A 17,258-nucleotide genomic window follows, 5' to 3' on the forward strand; every position below is an offset into this window, starting at 1 on the left:
GCTTTCGCCTCGCCTTTAGGGGCGGGGCAGCCGCATCGTATTCAAAGAATCAATCGTGGCTCCCTACACGATTCAGTTTTCAAAGAACGACTTGACCCGCAGGATGTGGGTCGTTCGACGTTTCGGCATGGACGCCGAGGTTTTAGTCGAACATCCTTGCCTTAATGCCTTAGCGTTACTTGCACTCCAGAGTATAAGTTGCAACTAAGCGACCAGTCGCTAAGTTGAACTAAATGCCCTGTGGATGCAAAGAACGAACATCTCGCGGGCCGATGAAAAGCGCCACGTCCTGTGGCATCATCGACACTAGGACATCCTGTCCGTCGCGACAAAAGCTATCATATCACACCCGAACCAGAATTTCAACTGGTAATGCTATCTTTTTTTAGGTGATTTTACTTCTTGGCGCACCACGTTATCAAACCGTCGGCGCGACAAGTGCTATATTATCATGCTATGACGCCTGTCTCAATCTAATTCTTTCAACAAACCACAACAAAAGGTGACAATTTCTGAGGGGAAGTCGATGATCCTCGGCAATTCTCGGAGGTTCGGGCATTTTCGGAAATATATCAAAAAAAAGAGACCAACCCACAGGATGATCCCTCTTCATTATCATTTGAAACAGCGCCTTGAAGCAGTGCGCCAAAGACCTACCGTTCCCTCATCAATGGGAATAACAAGACGTCCCGAATCGATGGTTGATCCGTCAACAACATCACCAAACGGTCAATCCCGATCCCAAGACCGCCGGTTGGCGGCATCCCGTACATCAACGAATTGATAAAGTCTTCATCCATTTCATGCGCTTCGTCATTGCCCGCATGTTTTTCTTCAAGCTGCTTCTCAAACCGCTGCCGCTGGTCAATCGGATCATTGAGTTCGGTAAATGCATTTGCATGTTCCCGGCCCACGATAAACAGCTCAAATCTGTCGGTAAATCGCGGATCTTCAGGGTTCTGCTTGGCCAATGGCGAAATTTCGACAGGATGGCCATATACGAAGGTCGGCTGAATCAGCTTGTCCTCAACAAACTTCTCAAAGAATTCATTGAGAATATGCCCAACCTTATGGTGCTTTTCCACCTTAACTCCGTGTTTTTCAGCCAAGGTTCGAGCCTCATCCAAATTCAAGTGTTGTGAAAAATCGACCCCCGCAGCTTCCTTAACCAAATCCACCATCGAGGCCCTGCGCCATTTGGGAGTCAGGTCCACATCCTGTCCCTGATAGGAGATTTTGGTAGTCCCCAGGACTTCTTGCGCAATATGGGCAATGCAGTTCTCCGTCAAATCCATTATGTCATGATAATCCGCATAGGCCCAGTACAATTCCATCATTGTAAATTCCGGATTGTGCCGGGTTGAAATCCCTTCGTTACGGTAAACCCGGCCAATCTCATAAACTTTTTCCAGACCGCCAACGATCAGTCTCTTCAAGTGAAGCTCAATCGCAATCCTCATGTACAATTGCATGTCTAATGCGTTGTGGTGCGTAATAAACGGTCGGGCGGCAGCACCTCCCGCAATGGCATGCATCGTCGGGGTTTCCACTTCAAGAAAACCCGCTCCGTCCAAATACCGACGCATGGATTGAATGATCTTGGACCGGGCTACGAAAGTTTCCCGCACTTCCGGATTTACAATCAGATCCACGTACCGTTGGCGATACCTCATTTCAATATCTGTCAGACCATGGAACTTTTCCGGCAACGGGTTCAAAGCTTTGGTCAGAACGGTCAGTTCAGTGACTTTGACAGTTGTCTCACCCATCTTGGTTTTGAAGACCGTGCCTTTCACGCCAATGATATCTCCAAGTTCCAGCAGTTGAAAAATCCTGTACACTTCTTCCCCGACGGTGTCCTGCCTCACATAAATTTGGACCCAGCCAGTCTGATCCTGAATATGGGCAAACGCAGCCTTTCCCTGGGAACGAAGAAGCATAATCCGTCCGGCCACCACTACTTCAATCGTTGTTTCTTCCAATTGTTCTTTGGTTAAATCTTTGGCAAACGCCAATATTTCTTCAGCTGTATGAGTCCGATCAAATTTTTTGCCGAAAGGATCTACTCCGAGTTTATAAAGTTCTTCCAGCTTATGCCTGCGAACTCGCTGCACTTCGCTGAGTTCCATGAGTTCTTGTTCTGACATTTACACTACCCCTTACCTGCTTGAATCGAAATCACACTTTTTTGATTTCAAGTATTTCATAGGGAATAACCCCGGCGGGAACATGAACATCGATCTTTTCCCCTACGGTCTTGCCAAGCAGTGCCAGACCAACGGGCGATTCATTGGAAATCTTGTTCTCAAAAGGATCCGCTTCCGCCGAACCGACAATTGTATATTCCACAACGTCTCCCATTTCGATATCTTTCAACAGCACTGTTGAGCCAATTCCCACAACACTGGTATTTACTTCGGAGTCGTTGATGATTCGGGCGTTGCGAAGCATTTTCTCCAGCGTAATGATGCGTCCTTCGACAAAGGCCTGCTCGTTTTTTGCGTCGTCATATTCCGAGTTCTCCGATATATCCCCGAAACTGATGGCCGTCTTGATTCTCTCCGCAACCTCTTTTCTTTTTACCGCCCGAAGATACTCCAGTTCCTCTTCCAGTTTTTTAAGTCCGGTTTGCGTAAGCAACACTTCTTTTTCAGACACACCAAGCCGCTCCTTACTCCTTAGTCTCTGCCCGGGAACCCGTAAGATAGGCAGAAAGCACTGTCATATGGATGACAGTGCTTTTGTTCATTTTTCGATGCTTCATTATAATGGCAGAATGTGTCGGTTGTCAACGCTTACACCGGAACGTTCAAAATTGTTGCAGCCATTCCATATAGGGTTGCAACCCCATCCGTTCTATCAGTTTTCGATAATCTTTTTCCGCAAGCAAAAAGGTTGGCTTGTCCGCCAAAGCAACAAGAAGCGCCTCCATTACGTTGGTGCCAAAACTTCTGCCCTCAAGGTGCGGGGTCGTGGTGACCAGCAGATGCGCTCCGCGCTCTTTCAGCAACAACTTGTCAGATGCCGTGACAGTGTTGGTCAAGATAATTTTGCCCCCCAGTTCGTCAGGCATGTACCGCCTGATAAAATGGAAATCTCCTGCAATCACGTCCGCTTCCTCATAATACTGCCGGAACCCGGGTTTCACCTGTTCTTGTTTCTCGCCTGTCGGATACAAATATCGGATGGGCAACTTCGTAATTATTGGAGCAAGGACTTTTGCTATCCGTTCGAGGGATACCAGTGAACGGACTGGTATCGGAATCCCCAATCCGAACATCAAGTCTCCAAACACCACCTGACATTCATGCTGGATTAAGGCTTCCGCCATGCCAAAGCGGTCGACTCCACTTACTAGCAACACTTTCTTTCCCCGCAGTTGGACTTGGGGATGGTCGGCCAACTGTTCGATCACATACCGCTCCAAAGTATTCTTCAAACCGCTCCCATCCAGTATCGGAGTCTTGGTGGCCGCCCGGGCAATCGTCTCTGCTTCGCGGAAAGTGAACCGGTTCTTGTTCACATATATATAACGGTCGATCCCGCCCATCCCAAAAGCATCCACCGACCCGTCCATTTCCCGAATCAATTGGATCAGCTTATTCCGGTCCCCGTCCGTCCCGATTCTTTCAATTTCCACCTCTTGATCCAGAAATACCGTTTGCACCCGGTGGTTCCTGCTTGATGACCCGAGACTTAGACTGACTACCCGCTTCATCTGCTTTCGACTCCCAATAGCATTTTTCCAATCAGTATGTTCTGTTTTGTGAATCCTATACAAAAAAGGCCGACCTGCATAGTCGCAAGCCGACCCAGTAGAACACAAACAACGTTTTAAACCGAGACCATTTCCTTCTTTTGCAAATACTCAAGGTAGTCCAGCAAGACTTTTCTCATTCCGTCTCGGGTATCTTGGGTGTTCAGCACCGTCCGTATCTCGGCGGAATTGTGCAGCCCCTTGATGTACCAAGCGGCGTGCTTGCGCATTTCCTTAATGCCAATGACTTCCCCTTTGTGCTCCACCAACAAATCCATATGCCTCAAGCAGACTTGAATCCGTTCCTGAGCAGATGGCTGCGGCAGTTCTTCACCCGTTTCCAGGTAGTGTACCACCTGTTGGAAAATCCATGGATTGCCATGTGCACCCCGGCCTATCATGACTGCATCGCATCCGGTGCTTTCGAGCAGCTCTTTCGCCAACTGCGGAGTTGTCACATCACCGTTGCCGATGACCGGAATCGAGACAGCCTCTTTTACACGCCGGATAATTTCCCAATCCGCATGCCCGGTATACATTTGCTTGGCAGTCCGACCGTGGACGGCAACCGCTTGGGCCCCAGCCTGTTCTGCAGCTTTGGCCACTTCGACCGCATTGATAGCAGTATCGTCCCAACCTTTACGGAATTTGACAGTTACTGGCAGGTTCACGGTTTTCACCACCGCTTCAATAATCCGGCCAGCGTTTTCCGGATCCCGGGCCAGTGCGGCACCGGATCCGTTTTTGTGGATCTTGGTGGCCGGACAGCCCATATTGATATCAAGAATGTCCGGTGTATGTTCCTGCTGCATGACCATCTCCGCAGCCCGAACCATCGACTCGGAATCACATCCGACCAATTGCAGGGAAACCGGATGCTCTTCCGGCAGTATATCAAGCTTCAAGCGGGTCTTTTCATTTCCGTGAACAATTGCTTTGTCGGAGACCATTTCCGCGCAAACCAAACCTGCACCCATTTCTTTGACCAGCTTCCGAAAGGGCGGGTTGCAGACGCCCGCCATCGGAGCCAGCACTACATTGTTCTCCATTTGTACATTTCCAATCCGGAACGCCATGACACCCACCTCCATAAAAATGCGCTTATACTTGTTGCCGAAAAGAAAACACAGGCTGCCGCCTGTGTCAGATTGAAATTATTATAACACACTGAACAGATGCGAACAACCCGGAAGATTTTATATGCTGTCCCCCCGCAGTTCACTTTCTGTTACGCCAAGTATCCGCGAGATTTTCAACAGGACATCTTTGGAGGGTTCACGGGTTCCACGTTCGATACCACCAACAATGGCGATAGAGATTCCAAGCAGATCGGCCAGTTCCTGCTGGGTCAGATTTTTCAGTTTTCGGTAGGCACGAAGCCGCTTTCCAAGGGTTTCTCCCATCGTCGAACACCTTCCTTTCCGGGAACTTGCTCCGCCATTTTTTTCACGGTCAGACCCAAGAGGGGATGCAGAAGATCCGGTGCCAGGTCCTGTAGCGGCATCAGAACAAAAGCCCTTTCCTGAATACGGGGATGCGGAACTGTCAACTTCGGATCGTCCAATATTAATTTACCATAAAATAAAAGATCAAGATCAAGTGTCCGGGGACCCCATTTTGTTTTCCGGATTCTTCCGTGCTTTGCTTCTATGGCCAGGAGTTTATTCAGCAATTCTTGCACCGGCAGTTCAGATTCAAACCGAACCACCATATTGAGAAAATCGGGCTGGTCCAGATATCCGACCGCCTTAGTTTCATACACAGGGGACTGTTCCAACACCCGGATTCCTTTTTCCTCCAAGGATCGAATAGCGCCTGCAAGATATAGCTCCCGGTCCCCCAGATTGGATCCCAAAGCAATAAATCCCTCCTGTTTCCCCAAACCGGGCATCCCATTCCGCACGTCAGTTCCCCCTCTATTGCCGCTCACGCTTTATTTCCACTGCGGCCCCGGCCATGATTCCCTCAATGGGCGGGGTTACTTTGGTTACCCTGACTTTGACCGAAAGGATCTCGGCAAATTGTTCCATCAACCTGGATGCGATGGTTTCCGCAACGGTTTCAATCAGGTTGTATCTTTCCTCTTGAGCGGTTTGTTTAACGATATCATAAACTGCCACATAATTGAGCGTGTCTTCCAACTTGTCCGTTTTCCCTGCCCGACGCAGATTGCAAGCCAATTCCAGATCCACCGTAAACCGCTGGCCAAGCCTTGCCTCTTCTGGAAAAACCCCGTGATAGGCGTAAAAATCCATACCTTGCAAATAGATCTTGTCCATTATCATCACCTTGTCAAATTAGCCGTAAACCGACTGCCCGTTTAGCGTACCAAAGCATCCGCCATAAGGGCAACCCTTTTCATCTGAAGTACGTCATGGACCCGCACGATATCGACACCCTGTGCGATGCCCAGAGCTACTGTGGCAGCCGTCCCTTCAACCCGCTCGTTCACGGGCAGATTCAGCGTATTGCCAATGACGGATTTTCTCGATGTTCCCAGCAGTACCGGATACCCCAATCCGCAAAAATCAGCAAGGTGCCTGAGCACCAACAGGTTATCCTCATAACTTTTGCCAAAGCCGATACCCGGATCCAGAATGATGTTTTCGTCTTTCACTCCTGCCTCCAGGGCAAGATCGATTGATTCCCGGATTTCCCGAATGATTCCGTTCATCACATCCGATTCAAGCGGCTCCCGGCGGTTGTGCATGAGAATGACCGGCACACCCAAATCTGCGCAAGTTTGGGCCATATCCCGATCCCGTTTAAAACCCCAAACATCATTGACAATATGAGCTCCCGCTTCCACGGCAGCTTTGGCTACACGAGCTTTGTAGGTGTCAATGGAAATGGGCACGTGCAATTCTTTAACCAGTCGTTCAATAACAGGTATTACCCGCCTTAGTTCTTCCTCCGCTTCGACCGCCGTGTGGCCCGGTCGGGTGGATTCCCCGCCTACATCCAACAGATCGGCTCCTTCTTCCACCAGTTGATGTGCATGCCGGACAGCAGCCTCCACATCGTAATAGCGTCCTCCATCAGAGAATGAATCCGGTGTAACATTGACAATCCCCATGATCAAAGTCCTTTGGCCCAGCGGCAGTTGATGGGAGCCGCATTGCAAGGCGCGCGGCTGCCATTTCTGAGCGTGGCGCCCCAGCACTTCCTCCAGTTCGGAAGCCAGCCGTTTCAGGCCAAAAGGCTGCAGCTTCAATTTTGGCAGCAAAATTTCATACTGTTTTGCGGTTGCCGTCAGCACCATGGACGAATGATCAATGGCCAGTGCGGCCACATCCCGGTGGACTGCCGCATCACCGCCCACCGCCAACATTTCCTGCTTCAAAATATTGGCCGCTTTCAGTCCAATGTTGTCAATTCGCAGGGTAATCATCAGGCCTTTCTTGCCCATGATGCGATTACCCGCTTCCGTAGACCCGATACGCAGGAACTCCTCCCGCAGGTGGCGTTCCGAATGTATGTGTATGACGTAAGGGTTAAACTCCATGGTCGAATGCTCCTTCTTTGACAACTAGTTTGTGCCTCTCCATGAAAAGACTTGTAACGGGGCCCGGACACTCCGGGAACAACTGCCCTTCCACAGATCGAATGGGAACGATTCCCGAAAGGGAGTTGGTCGTAAATCCTTCCGAAAACCGCTTCAATCGCTCAGTAGAGAAGGCTGCCTCCACCGTTTCGATACCAAGTGATTTCGCTATCGTTAATACATAGCTGCGGGTTACTCCCGTAAGAAGGCCCGTGTCCGGAGAAGGCGTAACGAGATGGTCCTCTTCCACAAAAAAAAGATTTGATACGGTACCTTCCGCAATATTCCCTTTGGCATCCAGCATAATGCCTTCCGCGTATCCGCGTTCTTCAGCCTCCCAAGCCCCCAAGAGGGAGTTCAGGTAGTTGAGGGATTTGATCCTTGTACCTGTTTCCGGGGAATTCCGCCGTGTCTGAAGTATGCAAAGATCACGACCCAGCAGATACACTTCCTCGGGCAGTAGCGGCAGTGGTTTGGCAAAAATCAGCACCGTTGGAGACCCGAATTCTCCCCGTATGCCCATCGGTCCGGCACCACGAGAAACCGTTATCCGGACATAAGCTTCTGTCAGCCGATTTTCCATAAGCAGTTCCGAAATACCTTGTTCCAGCTGCCGGTCTGTAAAAGGCACAACAATACGAATCAATGCAGCAGAAGAACGCATACGTTCAAGATGTTCCCTAAACAGAAACGTTCGGCCGGCATAGGTGCGCATCGTCTCAAACACGCCGTGACCATACAGAAATCCGTGATCCAAAACAGAAATGCAAGCTTCCTCAATTGGAACAATCTTGCCATTTACCCATACTTTCCCTGTGATCATGTTCGAACCGCTTTCCCCTCGACAAAGTTTCGCAGCAAATTTTTGCCGTATTCGGTTAAAATCGCTTCCGGATGGAACTGAACCCCCTCCACGGCAAATTTCCGGTGGCGGATCCCCATGATTTCGCCAGAATCGGTCCACGCTGTTATTTCCAGGCATGTTGGCAGTGTCTCTCTTTCCACCACCAGAGAGTGATACCTTGTGGCCCGAAACGGGGTTGGAATCCCGTAAAAAATCGTTTGACCATCGTGCAAGATCCGGGAGGTTTTCCCATGCATCGGATTGTCGGAACGAACCACACGCCCGCCAAACGCCTGTGCTATGGATTGATGTCCCAGACACACGCCAAGGATGGGAATATTTCCCGAAAAATACCGGATCACATCAAGGGATATCCCCGCCTCATTGGGAGTGCAGGGGCCGGGTGATATCACGATCCGGTCAGGTGCAAGGTCATGGATTTCCTCAATCGTTACACAATCGTTTCGTCTTATGTCCAGCTCCTCGCCGATCTCTCCAAGATATTGAGCGAGGTTATAGGTAAACGAGTCATAGTTGTCAATCATCAGGATCATGCCAGAACCTCCGTCTTCCGATGGGCCAGATCAAACGCCTGCCACAAGGCCTCTGCTTTCCTGAGCGATTCAAAATATTCCCGTTCCGGGATGGAGTCGATTACCACTCCGGCACCTGCCTGTACATGCGCTTTTCCATCTTGAATGACCATGGTTCGGATGGCAATGTTGACTTCCATGTCTCCATTGAATGACCACCAGCCAAAGGAGCCGGTGTACACACCTCGTCTAACCGGTTCCAGTTCTTCAATGATTTCCATTGTACGAATCTTTGGCGCTCCCGTTATGGTTCCGCCGGGAAAGGCGGCAGCAAGCAGGTCGATTGAATCCACCCCGTCACGCAACTGGCCCTTCACGTGAGATACAATGTGCATGACATGGGAATACTCCTCTATGGTCATTAATTCCTCCACTTTCACGGTTCCGTACTGGCAGACCCGCCCCAGGTCATTCCGCTCAAGATCCACCAGCATGATGTGCTCCGCCCGTTCCTTCTCATTCTCAATCAGTTTTTTTACCATCTGCAGGTCTTGTTCCCGATCCCCGCTTCGTTTTCTTGTGCCTGCGATCGGACGGGTCTCCGCCCTATTCCCCCGCAGTCGGACCAGCAGTTCGGGAGAGCAGCTTACAAGAGTCAGTTCGGGAAATTCAAGAATCCCCATATACGGAGAAGGATTGATCAACCGAAGCTGTTCATAAATCTGCTGCGGAGGCACCTGACAAGGACGGGACTCACGCAGGGAAAGATTAACCTGAAACACGTCCCCGGCCCGTATATATTCCTTGATTCTATCCACCGCAGTCTCAAATTGTTCTTTTGACAGTGACCTGACGAATTCCTGTTCCTTCTGTTGAAATGATTGCCCGGCCGTGACACCCGTTTGTGCAGTGTCAGTCAGATCACAGCCAGGGCTGGCCGGGAGGTCACCGGTAATTATACCTTGCAGGGCGGCAAGTTTTCCCTCTGCCTCCCCCAGTTGATTAAGTGAAGAGACAGATGTGGCCAGGTACCAATCGTGGGTCAAATGATCCTTTACAAGCAACCAGGATGGCTCGATTACATAGAGATCGGGCGTTGACAAATCATCCACGGCCATTTCCGGCAAGCGCTCGATTGTCCTGCCCAAATCATAGGACAGAAAACCAACGGCCCCGCACAAAAACGGGGGGAGATCCGTTTCACTCAATTCATGGTTCCGGGGTGAGCGTCGTTCCTGCAGCCACCTGCGCAGGAGATCCAGGGGAAGCACACTTTCCCCCGTATGTGAGATGCCGTCCTTTACCTTCAGTAAAGCTTTTGGCTCACCGCCAATAAAAGAATAACGACCGGCTTTCCCGCTCTCCAGCAGGAAACGGTGACTCCCTGCCGGGACTCGTATATATGCGTCCCATGGAGACAAGTCCTCATTGTGCAGCTTCATCCACACAGGCACGACCTGATATTTTTCCAACAGCTTTACAACTGCTTCCCGTCCGGGTTGCAACATGTTCCTTCCTCATTTCAAAAGTAATGAATCTGCTTGATCTGTCTCCCTTATAATAAAGAAAAAAACCCGTGAAAGCCACGGGCGATCCGGTTGTTCAAATATTTGTTTTCACTCAAATTGGAACAGTGCGGTGGACAGGTAACGTTCCCCTGTTGAAGGAGCTACAGTTACAACCTTCTTGCCGGCCCCCAGTTTCTTGGCCACCTGCAGTGCGGCATAGATGTTTGCGCCGGAAGAGATACCCACCAGAATACCTTCTTCCTTTGCCACCTTCCGGGCAAATTCAAATGCGACTTCATTGTCTACCGTGATGACTTCGTCAATGACATCCCGTTGCAGAATTTCCGGAACAAAGCCGGCACCGATACCCTGTATCTTGTGAGGACCCGGTTGACCACCCGACAATACCGGGGAAGCGCTGGGTTCAACCGCAACAATGTGCACATGTTGTCCAATTTCTTTCTTCAAGACTTCACCGACACCGGTGATGGTTCCGCCGGTACCCACACCGGCAACGAATGCATCCACATTGCCGTCCATCGCCTCCAGAATCTCTCTGGCAGTGGTCTCACGGTGGATCTTCGGATTTGCCGGGTTCTTGAATTGTTGGGGAACGAAGTAGCCGGGATTCTCCGCCTTGATTTCTTCTGTCTTGGCAATTGCGCCTTTCATTCCCTGTGCACCGGGCGTCAGTACCAACTCGGCACCGTATGCCCGCAGCAGATTGCGGCGCTCCATGGACATCGTATCTGGCATTACAAGAATAGCGCGGTATCCTTTTGCGGCTGCCATCATGGCAAGACCGATGCCCGTATTGCCGGATGTAGGTTCGAGAATGGTGTCTCCCGGTTTCAGAATCCCTTCTTTCTCCGCTTCTTCAATCATGGAAAGCGCAATCCGGTCTTTGACAGATCCGCCTGGATTGAAGGATTCAAGCTTCAGGTAGATCTCCGCATCGTCCGGACCTGCTACACTTCTTAATTTCACAATCGGGGTGCGCCCAATCAAATCAGCAATGGAGTTGGCCACGTTCATTTAAAAAGCCTCCTTATCAATATCCGAGTAATCAACTTGGTTTAATTAATATTTTACTCTTTTTTTTCCATTCGGTCAATCAGTGTTTCCAAATCTTGTTCCGTAAAGTAATACTTGTTCTTACAGAAGGAGCACACCACCTCTGCTCCACGATCCTGATGGAGCATGTTTTGCAGCTCGTCTTTCCCCAATGAAACCAGCAATTCCTCCAAACGTTCCCGGTTGCACGTGCATCGAAATTTGACAGGAATCCTCTCATGAATCTTGACATCGCCAGGAATCAGTCTTGTCAGGATATCCTCCGGAGTGGTTCCTTCCGTAAGCAGGGTAGTGACCCCTGGAATCTGAGACAATTTCTCTTCTATATAGGTGATATCCTCATCTTTTACTCCCGGGAGTACCTGCAGAATAAATCCCCCGGCAACTTTGACGGAATAATCCCTGTCCACCAAAACTCCTACTCCCACAACGGACGGTGTTTGCTCGCTTTGGGTAAAGTAGTAGGCAAAATCTTCTCCCAGCTCCCCCGATATCAGTTCCACCGACCCGCTGTAAGGTTCTCTAAGTCCCAGATCCTTGGTTACATGCAGGAAACCGTCTGTACCCACTGCACCTGCCACATCCAATTTGCCGATTGAATTCAATGGCAGATCCACATGAGGATTGGTGGCATAAGCCCGAACTTCCCCATTGGCATTTGCATCCACTACAATCTGACCGATGGGACCCCCTCCCTTGATGCGGATTGTCAAACGGTCTTCTCCCTTTAACATGACACCCATAATCGCCCCAACTGTGGCTGCCCGCCCAACAGCAGCAGTCGCGACGGGAGACGACTGGTGCCTATGCCTCAACTCCTCCACCAAGTGGGTGGTTATCGTACCAAATGCCCGGATATTCCCTTCAAGGGCGGTGGCCCGTACTATGTAATCGCTCATATATTACCTCCTCAAACGAATCCGGACCGTCCCTTCGTCTATGTTAGCATGATCTTCCCGCTAACAGAAGTATTCTTTCGGAAGCAAAAAAAGAGACCCCAAAGGGCCAAAGGAAGGAAGGTTGTTAGAAGGTCGTAAAACACGAGTACGATTCTCACCTTTATTATATTTGAGAAAGATTCTCATTGTCAATTATTATGTTTGAACTTTTTTTGTCCGATACCACTTCCCCCAGTTTGCTATACTTGATTTAGAAGGAGGGATGATGATTTGGAACATCGAAGGATTCTGCATGTGGATATGGATGCGTTTTTTGCTGCTGTTGAGCAACGGGACAACCCTTCCCTCCGGGGCAAACCCGTCATTGTAGGAGGATCCGCCAACTCCAGGGGCGTTGTCTCAACTGCGTCCTATGAAGCCCGCCGATACGGGATTCATTCCGCCATGCCCATGTCGGAAGCGAAACGACGCTGCCCCCATGGAATCTTCCTTCCTGTAAACGGGAGTAAGTACCGGGAGGCTTCCTCCCACATTTTTCACATATTTCGTCGTTATACGCCTCTGGTGGAAGGGATTTCTCTGGACGAGGCATTTCTCGATCTGACTGGATGCGAGACCCTGTTTGGTCCTGCCCCGGAAATTGCGGTGCAAATCAAAAGGGAAATCAAAGCGGAAGTCGGCCTGACTGCTTCCGTCGGTCTTTCCTATTGCAAATTTCTGGCCAAGCTGGCTTCAGATATGGACAAGCCAGACGGGTTTACCATCATTGGATTTGAAGATCTAACAACAAGGATTCACCCTATGCCCATCTCAAAAATGTGGGGAGTAGGCAAAAAGGCAGTTCCAGTACTTGAAAGACTGGGCATCAGAACGATTGGTGATGCATCCCGTATTGATCTGAACAAGATCCGGCGCTACATTGGAAGTTTGGCTGACCATGTTTATCTGTTGGCTCAAGGCATAGACCCCCGGCCGGTGGAACCTTACCATGAACGGAAATCCGTTGGACAGGAGGTGACATTTGCCGAGGATGTGGGAGACATGGAATTCCTCTACACCACTCTTCTCGCCCAGTCAGAAACGGTTGGCCGTGAATTGAGACAGCGCAAGCTGGAAGCCAAGACGGTAACTCTCAAATTGCGGTATCCGACGTTCAAAACCATAACGCGCAGCCATACCTTGTTGGAACCTACACAGGTAGACGACATTCTATACCACACGGCAAAAGCCCTGCTGGCCAAATGTGGGTTGAACTCCTCGGACAGAATCCGGCTGATTGGCATCTCGGCCAGCGGACTTGTCCCGGAAAGAGGCCATCAACAGGTGACCCTGTTCGATGAGACTCCGGAAAGGACTCACAAGCTGATGGAAGCGGTCGATCTGATCAGGGACAAATTCGGTGATCAAGCGGTAACCCGAGCCAGACTGCTCAAGAAGGGCAAGTAGACAACAATGATTATCGAACTTATTGGTTCTTCTCCCAAATCAGGCGTAGTCCCTTTAGAGTCAAGAACGGATCGACTGCTTCAATGGTGTAGGAGTCGGCAGCTATCAGCTTGGCAAAGCCACCTGTTGCAATAACCTTGAAGGGCAAGCCCATTTCTTGCTTGATCCGGTTTACGATTCCGTCTACCTGGCCAATAAACCCGTAATATACTCCAGACTGAATGTTGCTTACAGTATTGCGGCCAACAACAGTTGGCGGACGGACAAGTTCGATCCGAGGGAGTTTGGCTGCCCTCTGGAACAGTGCATCCGTTGAAATTCCAATGCCGGGAGCAATCGGCCCCCCCAGATATTGTCCCTTCTCATTCAAGACACAAAAGGTTGTGGCTGTGCCAAAGTCAACAACGATCAGCGGGGAGCCGTATTCCTCAAGTGCTCCGATTGCGTTGACAATCCGGTCTGCTCCCACTTCCCGAGGATTTTCCATATGTATGTTGAGGCCCGTCTTGATTCCGGGCCCTACGACCAATGGCTTGACGCCGAAGTATTTTTCGCACATCCGTTCCAACGCAAACATCAGAGGAGGAACCACCGATGATATGACAATCGCGTCAATATCCTCAAAGAGGATACCCTTGTCCTGGAACAAAGCTTTCATCAGAATTCCCAACTCGTCTTCCGTCCGGTCCCGGACAGTGGCAATCCGCCAGTGGTGCGCAAGATGTTTCCCGTCATACACTCCCAGCACAATGTTGGTGTTCCCCACGTCAACTACAAAGATCAAACCAGATTCCCCCTGCCCGCCAGCTTTAAAGAAAGTGCACTAATACTTGTTATCCCTCATTAACCAGTTCCAATGAGATGTCCAAACTTCTGGCCGAAGAAGTTACGGTCCCAACCGCAATATAATCAACACCTGTCTTTGCTATATCCACGACCGTTTCTTCCGATACGTCGCCTGACGCTTCGGTAATGGCACGGCCAGCAACAAGGTCCACCGCCTCCCGCAGCATTTCATTGCCCATATTGCTGAGCAGTATAATATCCGCTTTCACTTCCAAAGCTTCTTCAATTTGTTCCAGGGAGTGAACTTCCACTTCCACCTTTGTTGTGTGGGGAATATGGTGGCGGGCTGTCATGATGGCCTGCTTGATTCCGCCAGCCAACCGAATATGATTTTCTTTGATAACGACCGCATCATACAAACCAAACCGGTGGTTTCTCCCGCCTCCAACCGTTACCGCATATTTCTCCAACAGGCGGAGGCCCGGTGTTGTCTTCCGGGTATCAACAATCTTGGCATTGTAGTAACGGACCAATTCTACAAATCTGGCAGTCCGGGTTGCAATGCCCGACAATCGCTGCACAAAATTCAGCGCAACCCGTTCTGCCGTCAGGATGGAACGGGCTGATCCGGATATTTCAAGAATGGCTTGTCCCGCCGCGACTGACTCTCCATCTTTTGCCCGAGCGGCGACGTTTAAGCCCGAATCCAACGTTTTGAACACTTGTTCGGCTACCTGAATTCCCGCCAGAATGCCAGGTTCCCGCATGTACAAAACACCTTTTGCCCGTTGATCCGGCGGTACAATACTGTCAGTGGTGATGTCCGCAAAACCGATATCTTCTTCCAATGACCGGACAATGTAAGGTTCAATCACTCGAAGATCAAGTTTCATATTGGCACCTCTCGCCGGGGAGCAGGCTCCCGTTTTGTCTGATACAAAGCACCCGGGTGACCGGGTGCTTTTATTGGATCTGGCTTAAGTTATTCCTGCGGTCCTTGATTCTCCGGTTTTTCCCGATCATTGGCAGCCGGGTCCGGAGTGTCAGCCAGGTTCTCACCCTTCATAAGCTTTTCAATCTGGGCTTTATCCAAGGTTTCCTTCTCCAGGAGGGTTTGTGCCAACAACTCAAGCTTATCCCGGTGTTCGGTCAGAACCTGTTCGGTCCTTTTGTAGCACTTATCAATCATTTCCCGCATTTCTTTGTCGATTTCATACGCAATGGCATCACTGTAGTTTTGCTCCGATGCTATATCGCGCCCCAGAAACACTTGCCCCTGGCGATGGCCAAACTGCAGCGGGCCCAGTTTTTCACTCATGCCAAACTCAGTGATCATTCGACGGATTATTCCTGTTGCCCTTTCAAGATCATTGTGCGCTCCAGTTGAAATTTCGCCAAGTACCAGTTGTTCTGCCACCCTTCCGCCCAACAGTCCACAGACCTTGTCAAGCATTTCTCCTTTTGTGGCAAACCAACGGTCTTCTTTTGGCAGCATTACCGTGTATCCCCCAGCCATTCCGCGAGGGATAATGGTAACCTTATGCACCTCGTCCGCACCTTCGAGGAAGTACCCCACAACCGCATGGCCGGATTCGTGGTAGGCTACCAGACGGCGTTCTTTTTCCGATACTACGCGAGACCTTTTCTCGGGTCCCGCAATCACACGATCAATTGCTTCATCAATCTCGGGCATCTCAATGTCTTTCTTGTTGCGCCTTGCAGCAAGCAAGGCCGCTTCGTTCAGCAGGTTCTCCAGGTCGGCTCCCGTGAAGCCGGGAGTCATCTTGGCGATGGCGTCCAGGTTCACGTTCTCTGCAAGAGGTTTGTTTCTCGCGTGCACTTTAAGAATCTCCTGCCGTCCCTTTACATCCGGGCGGTCAACGGTAATCTGGCGGTCAAAGCGTCCTGGACGAAGCAATGCCGGGTCAAGGATATCAGGCCTGTTGGTGGCTGCAATGATAATAATTCCTTCGTTTGCACCGAACCCGTCCATTTCCACCAATAACTGGTTTAATGTCTGTTCACGCTCATCGTGTCCGCCGCCAAGACCTGCTCCCCGGTGGCGTCCAACAGCGTCAATTTCATCGATAAAGATGATACAGGGAGCATTTTTCTTCGCTTGTTCAAACAAGTCACGTACTCGGGATGCACCCACCCCGACAAACATTTCTACAAAGTCGGAACCGGAAATGGAGAAGAACGGAACTCCGGCTTCTCCCGCAACCGCTCTGGCAAGCAGGGTTTTACCGGTACCGGGAGGTCCCACCAACAGGACCCCTTTCGGAATACGGGCACCCAATGCGGCAAATTTCCGGGGGTCTTTCAGGAACTCCACCACTTCCACCAGTTCGTTTTTCTCTTCATCCGCACCCGCCACATCATTAAAAGTGACTTTTTTCTTCTCTTCCGTATAGAGTTTCGCGCGGCTCTTACCAAAGTTCATCACTTTGGAGCCGCCGCCCTGGGCCTGGTTCAATAGGAAGAAGAACAATACGAACATGATGATAAACGGCAAGATGCCGGTAAAGATCGTGATCCAAACCGAATCCCGGGGGGGTTCGTTGATTTTCACATCCGCCTTGGTGTTTTGCAGCTCTTGCGCAAACACATCGCTTATGATGGCACGTGATGTCACCTTGTTGTTGTCATTTAAGGTAACGTTGAGGCGCAGGGTCAAACCGTCAGGGGTAACTTCAACGGTTTTCACATTGCCTGCTCTCATCTGTTCCAATACATAATTGTAAGGCTTTTCAACCGTTTCCTGAGTACCGTTCGTTACAAAACTGACAATCCCGACAATGATGAGAAAAATCATCAAGTAAAATCCGAGATTGCGGAAAACCTTATTCATCTCTTACCTCCTCCCG

Annotated in this window: 17 protein-coding genes; 1 reads left to right on the forward strand and 16 read right to left on the reverse strand. The window is 50.2% G+C overall.

The window, feature by feature from the left end; all coding sequences use genetic code 11:
* Positions 1-653: 653 nt before the first annotated feature.
* From lysS to hslO, 13 genes are all read right to left on the reverse strand, one after another.
* A complete protein-coding gene (gene lysS / locus EFBL_RS01245) occupies positions 654-2,147 on the reverse strand; it encodes a lysine--tRNA ligase (RefSeq protein WP_096180328.1) in 1,494 nt (497 codons plus the stop codon).
* Positions 2,148-2,178: 31 nt separating this feature from the next.
* Positions 2,179-2,658, reverse strand: coding sequence for a transcription elongation factor GreA (gene greA, locus EFBL_RS01250; RefSeq protein ID WP_096180329.1), 480 nt, complete (start codon positions 2,656-2,658; stop codon positions 2,179-2,181).
* Between the two features lie 151 nt (positions 2,659-2,809).
* Positions 2,810-3,718 (reverse strand): DUF8754 domain-containing protein, encoded by a 909-nt coding sequence (locus tag EFBL_RS01255; RefSeq protein WP_096180330.1) that lies wholly within the window; start codon positions 3,716-3,718, stop codon positions 2,810-2,812.
* A gap of 116 nt (positions 3,719-3,834) precedes the next feature.
* Positions 3,835-4,833, reverse strand: coding sequence for a tRNA dihydrouridine synthase DusB (dusB, locus tag EFBL_RS01260; RefSeq protein ID WP_096180331.1), 999 nt, complete (start codon positions 4,831-4,833; stop codon positions 3,835-3,837).
* 120 nt (positions 4,834-4,953) lie between these two features.
* Positions 4,954-5,160, reverse strand: a complete 207-nt coding sequence (locus tag EFBL_RS01265) for a helix-turn-helix domain-containing protein (protein ID WP_096180332.1) — start codon at positions 5,158-5,160, stop codon at positions 4,954-4,956.
* Positions 5,115-5,660, reverse strand: a complete 546-nt coding sequence (gene folK, locus EFBL_RS01270) for a 2-amino-4-hydroxy-6-hydroxymethyldihydropteridine diphosphokinase (RefSeq protein ID WP_231705642.1) — start codon at positions 5,658-5,660, stop codon at positions 5,115-5,117. The genes EFBL_RS01265 and folK overlap by 46 nt, the downstream gene beginning before the upstream one ends.
* A gap of 13 nt (positions 5,661-5,673) precedes the next feature.
* Entirely contained in the window at positions 5,674-6,036 is a 363-nt protein-coding gene (gene folB / locus EFBL_RS01275) for a dihydroneopterin aldolase (RefSeq protein ID WP_096180333.1), read from the reverse strand.
* Positions 6,037-6,077: 41 nt separating this feature from the next.
* Complete coding sequence (folP, locus tag EFBL_RS01280; protein ID WP_096180334.1) at positions 6,078-7,262, reverse strand: dihydropteroate synthase; 1,185 nt, start codon at positions 7,260-7,262, stop codon at positions 6,078-6,080.
* Positions 7,252-8,124, reverse strand: coding sequence for an aminotransferase class IV (locus EFBL_RS01285; protein ID WP_096180335.1), 873 nt, complete (start codon positions 8,122-8,124; stop codon positions 7,252-7,254). The genes folP and EFBL_RS01285 overlap by 11 nt, the downstream gene beginning before the upstream one ends.
* Positions 8,121-8,699: an aminodeoxychorismate/anthranilate synthase component II gene (gene pabA, locus EFBL_RS01290; protein ID WP_096180336.1), complete on the reverse strand. Its 579-nt coding sequence runs from the start codon at positions 8,697-8,699 to the stop codon at positions 8,121-8,123. The genes EFBL_RS01285 and pabA overlap by 4 nt, the downstream gene beginning before the upstream one ends.
* A complete protein-coding gene (locus EFBL_RS01295; RefSeq protein WP_096180337.1) occupies positions 8,696-10,186 on the reverse strand; it encodes an anthranilate synthase component I family protein in 1,491 nt (496 codons plus the stop codon). The genes pabA and EFBL_RS01295 overlap by 4 nt, the downstream gene beginning before the upstream one ends.
* Positions 10,187-10,294: 108 nt before the next feature.
* Positions 10,295-11,221: a cysteine synthase A gene (gene cysK / locus EFBL_RS01300; RefSeq protein WP_096180338.1), complete on the reverse strand. Its 927-nt coding sequence runs from the start codon at positions 11,219-11,221 to the stop codon at positions 10,295-10,297.
* A 53-nt stretch (positions 11,222-11,274) separates the two neighbouring features.
* Positions 11,275-12,159, reverse strand: a complete 885-nt coding sequence (hslO, locus tag EFBL_RS01305) for an Hsp33 family molecular chaperone HslO (RefSeq protein WP_096180339.1) — start codon at positions 12,157-12,159, stop codon at positions 11,275-11,277.
* Positions 12,160-12,429: 270 nt separating this feature from the next.
* On the opposite strand from hslO, the gene EFBL_RS01310 reads away from it, so the two are divergent.
* Positions 12,430-13,605, forward strand: a complete 1,176-nt coding sequence (locus tag EFBL_RS01310) for a DNA polymerase IV (RefSeq protein WP_096180340.1) — start codon at positions 12,430-12,432, stop codon at positions 13,603-13,605.
* A 19-nt stretch (positions 13,606-13,624) separates the two neighbouring features.
* Here EFBL_RS01310 and EFBL_RS01315 read toward each other — a convergent pair whose 3' ends face one another.
* The 3 genes from EFBL_RS01315 to ftsH form a co-directional block, all read right to left on the reverse strand.
* Complete coding sequence (locus EFBL_RS01315) at positions 13,625-14,389, reverse strand: type III pantothenate kinase (protein ID WP_096180341.1); 765 nt, start codon at positions 14,387-14,389, stop codon at positions 13,625-13,627.
* Positions 14,390-14,438: 49 nt separating this feature from the next.
* The gene (gene nadC, locus EFBL_RS01320) at positions 14,439-15,284 is read right to left on the reverse strand and encodes a carboxylating nicotinate-nucleotide diphosphorylase (RefSeq protein ID WP_096180342.1); all 846 of its coding nucleotides are present in this window, start codon (positions 15,282-15,284) and stop codon (positions 14,439-14,441) included.
* An 89-nt stretch (positions 15,285-15,373) separates the two neighbouring features.
* Positions 15,374-17,242: an ATP-dependent zinc metalloprotease FtsH gene (gene ftsH / locus EFBL_RS01325; RefSeq protein ID WP_231705643.1), complete on the reverse strand. Its 1,869-nt coding sequence runs from the start codon at positions 17,240-17,242 to the stop codon at positions 15,374-15,376.
* Positions 17,243-17,258: the final 16 nt, after the last annotated feature.

Origin of the sequence: Effusibacillus lacus (assembly GCF_002335525.1) — a bacterium.
Classification (GTDB): domain Bacteria; phylum Bacillota; class Bacilli; order Tumebacillales; family Effusibacillaceae; genus Effusibacillus; species Effusibacillus lacus.